At 67.7% G+C, this 6,939-nt stretch carries 7 protein-coding genes; 3 read left to right on the forward strand and 4 right to left on the reverse strand.

The window, feature by feature from the left end; genetic code table 11:
• Positions 1-13: 13 nt before the first annotated feature.
• Together Q0480_RS08350 and Q0480_RS08355 are read right to left on the reverse strand one after the other, a co-directional pair.
• Positions 14-1,075, reverse strand: coding sequence for a cysteine desulfurase family protein (locus tag Q0480_RS08350; RefSeq protein ID WP_299131975.1), 1,062 nt, complete (start codon positions 1,073-1,075; stop codon positions 14-16).
• Positions 1,072-1,536: an Rrf2 family transcriptional regulator gene (locus Q0480_RS08355; protein WP_299131977.1), complete on the reverse strand. Its 465-nt coding sequence runs from the start codon at positions 1,534-1,536 to the stop codon at positions 1,072-1,074. Before Q0480_RS08355 ends, Q0480_RS08350 begins: the two co-directional genes overlap by 4 nt.
• A 195-nt stretch (positions 1,537-1,731) precedes the next feature.
• On the opposite strand from Q0480_RS08355, the gene Q0480_RS08360 reads away from it, so the two are divergent.
• Together Q0480_RS08360 and Q0480_RS08365 are read left to right on the forward strand one after the other, a co-directional pair.
• A complete protein-coding gene (locus tag Q0480_RS08360) occupies positions 1,732-2,382 on the forward strand; it encodes an alpha/beta hydrolase (protein ID WP_299131979.1) in 651 nt (216 codons plus the stop codon).
• A gap of 1 nt (position 2,383) precedes the next feature.
• A complete protein-coding gene (locus Q0480_RS08365) occupies positions 2,384-3,019 on the forward strand; it encodes a LysE family translocator (protein ID WP_299131982.1) in 636 nt (211 codons plus the stop codon).
• Here Q0480_RS08365 and Q0480_RS08370 read toward each other — a convergent pair.
• The gene (locus Q0480_RS08370; RefSeq protein ID WP_299131984.1) at positions 3,003-4,082 is read right to left on the reverse strand and encodes an anhydro-N-acetylmuramic acid kinase; all 1,080 of its coding nucleotides are present in this window, start codon (positions 4,080-4,082) and stop codon (positions 3,003-3,005) included. The genes Q0480_RS08365 and Q0480_RS08370 overlap by 17 nt on opposite strands.
• Positions 4,083-4,151: 69 nt before the next feature.
• On the opposite strand from Q0480_RS08370, the gene tyrS reads away from it, so the two are divergent.
• Positions 4,152-5,399, forward strand: coding sequence for a tyrosine--tRNA ligase (gene tyrS / locus Q0480_RS08375; protein ID WP_299131986.1), 1,248 nt, complete (start codon positions 4,152-4,154; stop codon positions 5,397-5,399).
• Positions 5,400-5,458: 59 nt separating this feature from the next.
• Here tyrS and Q0480_RS08380 read toward each other — a convergent pair whose 3' ends face one another.
• Complete coding sequence (locus Q0480_RS08380; RefSeq protein ID WP_299131987.1) at positions 5,459-6,463, reverse strand: patatin-like phospholipase family protein; 1,005 nt, start codon at positions 6,461-6,463, stop codon at positions 5,459-5,461.
• Positions 6,464-6,939: the final 476 nt, after the last annotated feature.

The following is a 6,939-nucleotide window of genomic DNA, read 5'->3' on the forward strand; positions in this document are numbered from 1 at the left end:
GCGGATCGATCGTTCAGGCCGCCCTTCGCCGAAAGCGCCTCAGACCTTCCGACCAGACCTCGACAAAGGCGAGAATCTGGTCCCGCGTCGTCGTCGGCCCGATCGAGACCCGGACCGCGCTGGCCGCGACCTCCGGGTCGAAACCCATCGCGGCGAGCGTCCGACCGGCCCGAACCTTGCCGCTGGAGCAGGCCGACCCGGCCGAAATCGCGAAGCCCGCGAGGTCCATCCGCATCACCTGCGTTTCGGCCTTCCAGCCCGGCGCCGCGAAGCAACTGGTGTTCGGCAGACGCGCCGCCGCTTTCCCGACAAAAATAGTCTCCGACGCCGCGGAGTCCAGAGCGGATTCTAGAATATTTCTAGTTTCCGCCACGCGATCCCATTCGCCATCGGCCAGATCGCGCGCCGCCGCCGCCGCCGCCGCGCCGAAGCCGGCGATCCCGACCACGTTCTCCGTCCCCGCCCGGCGCCCCATCTCCTGCCCGCCGCCGCGCTGGCGCGGCGACGTTTCCGCGCCCTGCCGCAGGATCAGCGCCCCGGTCCCGCGCGGTCCGCCGAGCTTGGGCGACGACAGGATCGCCGCCTCCGCCCCGGTCCAGCGAAAGGCGAAGGGCACCTTGCCGAGCGCTTGCGCCGCGTCGATCACCGCGAGGCCGGACCGCGGGCGCTGGAGCACGCCGGTCTCGGAATTGGCCGCCTGCAGCGCCGTGCGTTCCGGCGCGGACACCGCAACGGCGCCGTCCGCGTCCACCGGCAGGCAGGTATCGATCCACGCCGCGACGCATTCATGCTCGACCGCCGCGCCGACCAGCCCGCGCCCGGCGAGCACCAGCGCCGCCGCCTCGGTGGCGCCGGAGGTAAAGATCACCTCGTCCGGCGCGGCGCCGACGGCCTCCGCGACTTGGACGCGCGCGCGCTCGACGATGGCCTTCGCGGCGCGCCCCTCGGCATGGACCGAGGAGGGATTGCCGGCCACGTCCATCGCCGCCAGCATCGCCGCCCGCGCCTCCTGTCGGAGCGGCGCGGTGGCGTTCCAGTCGAGATAGACCCGCCCCGTATGGACCCGCGCCGTCATACCGTCTCGTCCACCACGGCGACGAAGCTCGGCACCGCCGGACAGGGCGCGAGCTGGTTGCAGACCACGTCGGAAAGCCGCGTCTGATGCAAGAGGACATAGATATTGGCCGACAACTGCTCCCACAGCTTGTCCGTCAGATCCTGTTCGCGCGTGCCGCGCGCCGCGCCGGACGCCCCCGCCCCGCGGCTCAGCGCGTCCATGGTCTCATCGACGGCGGCCAGCACTTCGGAGATGCGAATCTGTTCGACGGGCCGCGCGAGGCGATAGCCGCCGCCGGGTCCGCGCACCGAATCCACGATCTCCGCGCGCCGCAGCTTGACGAACAGCTGTTCGAGATAGGCGAGGCTGATATCCTGCCGCTCCGCGATCTCGCTCAGCGACACCAGCCTCTCCCGCCCCTGGCCGGCGAGATCCGTCAATGCGATCATCGCATAGCGGCCCTTGGTGCTCAGCTTCATCGTCCGTCCTTCCAACGTCTCGCCCGCGACCGAAAAAGGCACGCGGTTGACCTCGCCCGTGGTGTTGACGCGTACCCTTCGAGCGCTTAACTAGCGTGCTGGCTCGGCGGCCCTCATCAATCTTAGAATTCTTCTAGGTTGGTTGAGCGATTCCGTCAAGTTCGTGTCACAAGGCCCTTTCAGGAGAACGATCCGATGCCCGAGGTGATATTCCCCGGACCAGATGGTCGTCTGGAAGGTCGCTACCATCCGCAGAAGACCAAGGACGCGCCGATCGCGATCATCCTGCACCCCCACCCGCTCTATGGGGGCACGATGAACAACAAGGTCGTCTACAACCTGCATTACGCCTTTCACACCATGGGCTTCACCTGCCTGCGCTTCAACTTTCGCGGGGTGGGGCGCAGCCAGGGTGAGTATGACCAGGGGATCGGCGAGCTTTCCGACGCCGCCTCGGCGCTCGACTATCTGCAGGCGCTCAACCCGAACGCCCGTTCGTGCTGGGTCGCGGGATTCTCCTTCGGGGCCTGGATCGGGATGCAGCTGCTGATGCGGCGTCCGGAGATCTCGGGATTCGTCTCGGTGGCGCCGCCGGCGAACCAGTACGATTTCAGCTTTCTCGCCCCCTGCCCCTCGTCCGGCCTGATCATCGGCGGATCGGCCGATCGCGTGGTGCCGCCGACCGATGTCGCGAATCTCGCCGACAAGCTGAAGCAGCAGAAGGGCATCACCATCACCCATTCCACGATCGACGGCGCGAGCCATTTCTTCGATCCCGGCATGGAGCAGATGATCGCGACCGTCGATGGCTACGTGCGGCGGCGGCTGACCGAATCCTCGCGCTGACATGCTGCCCGATCCCGCCGTCCTCGGGCCTTTCGCGCTGGCCGTCGTCATCATCTCCCTGACCCCGGGGCCGGACATGACCTTCTTCCTCGGCCGCGCCCTGACACAGGGGCGGGCCGCCGGCGTCGCCGCGCTCGCCGGGGCGACGACCGGGGTGATGATCCACACGCTCCTCGTCGCCATCGGGCTTTCGGCGCTGATCGTCGCCGCGCCCACCGTCTTCTTCGCGCTGAAGGTGGTCGGCGCCCTCTATCTGCTGTGGCTCTCCTACCAGGCGATCCGCCATGGCTCCGCGCTGAACCTGCCGGCCGGGACCGGCGCGCGCGGTGGTCTCGCCCAGACCTGGGCGGCGGGCGTCGGCATCAACCTTCTGAACCCGAAGGTCGCGCTGTTCTTCATGACCTTCCTGCCGCAATTCGTCGCCGTCGACGATCCTCATGCGACCACGCAGTTGCTCGCGCTCGGCGGGATCTTCGTCGTCATCGCGACGGTGATCTGCCTGCCGATGGTACTGGCGGCGGAACGGTTCTCGCGAGCGATGCGGTCGAACCCGCGGGTCGCGCGCGGCATCGACTGGCTTTGCGCCTCGATCTTCACCACCTTCGCCGCGCGGCTGCTGCTCAGCCGGGCGCACTGATCCGGCCGCCGCTGACCGGCAGCCGGGCGCCCGTGGTGCCGGGCGCCGAGGTCGCCAGCCCGTGCGCCACCCGCGCCGCGAGATAGGCGAAGGCCTGCGCCTCCAGCATGTCGCCATCGAGCCCCACCCTCTCGACCGGCTCCACCGGCGCGTTGGTGAGGGTCGCGAGCATGGCCATGATCGTCCGGTTCCGCCGCCCGCCGCCGCAAACGAGCCAGCGGGTCGCGGGTTCCGGAAAATGCCGCGCCGCCGCGGCGACACAGGCCGCCGTCAGCGCGGCGAGGGTCGCGGCGCCATCCTCGGTCGAGAGATCCGCGACGCGATCGAGATATTCGTGAAAATCGTTACGATCCAAGGATTTCGGTGGCGTTCTTGCGATGTATGGATGCGCGCTGAGATCGGCCAGTACCACTTCCGCCACCTTGCCGCGCGCCGCGACGGCGCCGTCGGCGTCGAAAGCCTCGCCGAGCCGCCGGGCCAGGAAATCGTCGATCAGCGCGTTGCCGGGGCCGGTATCGAAGGCGACCAGCGCGCCCGGCGTCTCCGGCGTCGCCACCCGGGGATCGACCCATGTGACATTGCCTACGCCGCCGAGGTTCAGGAAGGCCACCGGCGCGGCCGCGCCGATCCAGCGCGCGCAGGCGAAATGGAAGAAGGGCACCAGCGGCGCGCCCTCGCCACCGCTGGCCACGTCGGCGGCGCGGAAGTCCCAGACCACCCGCCGCCCGATCTCCTTCGCGAGCAGATCGCCCCGCCCGATCTGGTGCGTGCCCCGGCCGCCCGGATCGTGCGCGAGGGTCTGGCCGTGAAAGCCGACGAGATCGACCGCGTCGAACCCCGCCACCAGCGCCGCGTGCGTGCCCCGGACCAGCGCCTCGATCGCGCCGAGCCCCTCCGCCTCGGGCCAGAGGCCCAAGCCCGCCCGCAGCACGGCGCGCTCCTCCCCGGAATAGGCGCGGAAGCCGGTCGGACCGAAGCCGAGGATCGCCTCGCCGTCGGTCTCCAGCACCGCGGCGTCCACCCCGTCCATCGAGGTGCCCGACATCAGCCCCAGAACCCGCATCCCCGCCCCTTTGCTTCGCTTCGCCAACCGCTATAGAACGGCGCACGCCCGCGCGAAAGGATGCCCGCCATGACCTATGTCCCGAAGAGCGACTTCCTGCAGGTCATGGTCACGCGCGGCTACATGCAGGATTGCACCGACATCGAGGGCCTTGACGAGAAGCTGATGGCAGGCGTCGTGCCGGCCTACATCGGATATGACGCGACGGCGCAATCGCTGCATGTCGGGCATCTCTTCAACATCATGATGCTGCGCTGGTTGCAGAAGACCGGCCACCGGCCGATCACCCTGATGGGCGGCGGCACCACCAAGGTCGGCGACCCGTCGTTCCGCTCCGACGAGCGTCCTTTGCTGACGCCGGACAAGATCGCGGAGAACATCACAACGATCCGAGGCGTTTTCACGAAATACCTCTCCTATGGCGATAGCGGCGCGATCATGCTCGACAATGCCGAATGGCTCGACGGGCTGAACTATCTCGAGTTCCTGCGCGACATCGGGCGCTATTTCAGCGTCAACCGGATGCTGTCCTTCGAGAGCGTGAAGTCACGGCTCGACCGCGACCAGAGCCTCAGTTTTCTCGAATTCAACTACATGATCCTCCAGGCCTATGATTTTCTGGAGCTGTATCGGCGCGAGGGCTGCCTGTTGCAGATGGGCGGCTCCGACCAGTGGGGCAACATCGTCAATGGCATCGACCTGACCCGCCGCGTCGCGGGGGCGGAGGTGTTCGGCCTGACCTCGCCGCTGCTCACCACCTCGGACGGGCGCAAGATGGGCAAATCCCAGGGTGGTGCGGTCTGGCTCAACGAGGATCTGCTGAGCGCCTATGATTTCTGGCAATTCTGGCGCAACACCACCGACGCCGATGTCGGCCGGTTCCTCAAGCTCTATACCGAGCTGCCGATCGCGGAATGCGACCGGCTCGGCGCGCTCGGCGGGGCCGAGGTGAACGCGGCGAAGGTGATCCTCGCCAACGAGGTCACAACCCTTTGCCACGGCGCGGACGCCGCGCGGGCGGCGGAGGCGACGGCGCGCGCGACCTTCGAGGGCGGCGGCATCGGCGAAGCGCTGGAAGTGCGGCTTCTCACCCGGGCGCAACTCGGCGCCGGGCTGGCGAATACCCATGTCCTGACGGCGACGGCGATCGCCGCTTCGAGCAAGGAGGCCAAGCGCCTGATCGGCGACAAGGGCCTGCGCTTCAACAACGAGCTGGTGGTCAATCCGAACGATCTCGTGACCGCCGACACGATCGGCGCCGAATTGAAGGTCTCGGTCGGCAAGAAGAAGCACTTCGTCGTCCGCCTCGCGGACTGACGGAGAACTCGGCCCGGTCGACCCCGGCGAGCCGTTTCCCGGTCACGCGCGCGCCCCGGTCAGGCGGATTCGCGGGCGGGCTCGATCAGCTTCTTCACCATCATCCGGCGTTCGGGCGGCGCCTCAAAGAAATGATGCGCCGCGCCCCGGCCGGTCTCGATCAGGCGCTGGATATGCCGGACGCCGCGATCGAGCTTGGAGGGATAGTCGAGATCGAGAGCCAGCTCGACCTCGCGGATCTCGATGTGCTTGTATCGCTCCGCCAGTGGCGCGATGTCCTTCCGCAGCTCGTTGATCTTGTCGATGAAGAAGATCTCCTGATCGAGCGACAGGTTGCCGGCGAGCTCGTTCCGCCGATCATTGATCTCCGACATCAACGTCGGCTCATGCGCGATCTTCTTCGGATTGATGCGGACGATCCAGATCTCGTCGGGCGGACCGGACTCGAGGTTGGTAAATTCACGGATCGGCGGATTCCGACTGAAAAGCCCGTCCCAGCACAGTTCATCCTCACTGACCCGGACCGCCCGGAACAGCGGCGGCACCGCCGCCGAGGCAATGATATGGTCGATGCCGAGGATGCGCCCGTCGAAGGCGAGCCCCCCGCCCTTCAGCACATCCGTCGCCCCGATGAAGATCTCCGGCGGCTGGCGCGGCGCGCCCGTCTTGGGGAACACCAGATGCTGCCCGAGCAGTGTACGCATCCGCGGCTCGGCCGGCGCGTAGATGGCATAGGGGCTGATTTCCCAGGTGACCGGCAACCGCGCCAGCGAGACCGACCAGAAATTGACGGCCGCGTCGAGCGGATCCTGCGCGGAGAGATCACGCCAGAAGGATGCGAGGGTCTCGGACGCCACCGCCGGCCCGCCGCCGTCGCGCACCAGTCCGGACCAGACGAGCGAGGCGCAGACCGCGCCGCCCGACGTGCCACTGAGGCCGACGAGCTCGATGCCCTCGAACCGGCCAGGCTCCAGGATTTCCAGCAGCACCCCCGCGGCGAAGGCGGCGTGGCTGCCGCCCCCCTGGCAGGCGACCGCGATCCTGCGCCTGGCGACTTTTGACATTGCTTGCCTCGTTCTATGTGGCGCCGCGTGTCGGGCGCGGGATGAAAATTCTTGGCAGGCCTTCGCGCCACGCCCTTGAATGATCGCCATGGTATCACGGATCCGCGCCTCCCGGGACGTTCATTGCTCGCGGTCGCGAATTTTCGGTCATATCGAGGGCGCTGGCGCGAAACCGGGCATTCCCGACGGGCCGGCGGCTTCAAACAGCGCGACGAGATGGTCATGGCCTTCCGCCGGACCGGGCGCATTCCGAAGCGACCCGCGCCCGCCCGATGCGCACCCGCCTCGCGCGCCGGAGCCGTTTGACCGTCGTCTGGAAACTTCCTAGAGCAATATCCAACCAGATGGAATCGCCTGGTGGCTAAAATATTGCGCTAAATCAAGACTCTGGAGCGGACGAACCGGCTCTGCCGGGTCGGACTCCGCTTGTCTGTGAGAAACGCGCGTCCTGATGGATACTGAAGCCGCCGGGAAGG

This window comes from uncultured Amaricoccus sp. (assembly GCF_937891315.1).
Classification (GTDB): domain Bacteria; phylum Pseudomonadota; class Alphaproteobacteria; order Rhodobacterales; family Rhodobacteraceae; genus Amaricoccus.

Coding starts and splice junctions, on each gene's coding strand:
- tyrS (WP_299131986.1), top strand. CDS start 4,152: ATGACCTATGTCCCGAAGAGCGACTTCCTGCAGGTCATGGTCACGCGC.
- Q0480_RS08360 (WP_299131979.1), top strand. CDS start 1,732: ATGCCCGAGGTGATATTCCCCGGACCAGATGGTCGTCTGGAAGGTCGC.
- Q0480_RS08380 (WP_299131987.1), bottom strand. CDS start 6,463: ATGTCAAAAGTCGCCAGGCGCAGGATCGCGGTCGCCTGCCAGGGGGGC.
- Q0480_RS08355 (WP_299131977.1), bottom strand. CDS start 1,536: ATGAAGCTGAGCACCAAGGGCCGCTATGCGATGATCGCATTGACGGAT.
- Q0480_RS08370 (WP_299131984.1), bottom strand. CDS start 4,082: ATGCGGGTTCTGGGGCTGATGTCGGGCACCTCGATGGACGGGGTGGAC.
- Q0480_RS08350 (WP_299131975.1), bottom strand. CDS start 1,075: ATGACGGCGCGGGTCCATACGGGGCGGGTCTATCTCGACTGGAACGCC.
- Q0480_RS08365 (WP_299131982.1), top strand. CDS start 2,384: ATGCTGCCCGATCCCGCCGTCCTCGGGCCTTTCGCGCTGGCCGTCGTC.